Source organism: Cupriavidus gilardii, from assembly GCF_008801915.1.
GTDB lineage: Bacteria > Pseudomonadota > Gammaproteobacteria > Burkholderiales > Burkholderiaceae > Cupriavidus > Cupriavidus gilardii.
Genome location: NZ_VZOV01000110.1, coordinates 1 through 432, shown reverse-complemented (window position 1 = coordinate 432; position 432 = coordinate 1). Strand labels below are relative to the sequence as shown.

At 40.3% G+C, this 432-nt stretch carries 1 protein-coding gene; it reads left to right on the top strand.

Annotation, left to right across the window (positions count from 1 at the left end):
- A partial coding sequence (locus F7Q96_RS26695; RefSeq protein ID WP_151023677.1) for an oxidoreductase occupies positions 1-432 on the top strand: 432 nt, incomplete at both ends.

Sequence of the window (432 nt, the reverse complement as noted above, 5' to 3'; positions counted from 1 at the left end):
TGAAGTTTCAGTTCCATTAATTACATCGAACCGTATTAATACACCAGAAATGGCTGAACATGTATTAGCGTCGGGTCATGCGGATATGGTTTCAATGGCACGTCCAATGCTTGCAGATCCTGAGTTTGTTTTAAAAGCAAGTGAAGGCCGTAGCGATGAAATTAATACGTGTATTGGCTGTAACCAAGCTTGTCTCGACCACATTTTCTCTATGAAAATTGCAACATGTTTGGTTAATCCTCGAGCATGTTATGAAACAGAACTAATCTTTAAAGAAGCACATAATCAGAAAAATATTGCCGTCATTGGGGCCGGGCCAGCAGGTTTAAGTTTTGCTGTATATGCGGCAGATCGTGGACACCAAGTTAAAATCTTTGAAGCAAGTCATCAAATTGGTGGTCAGTTTAATATCGCTAAAACTGTGCCAGGCAA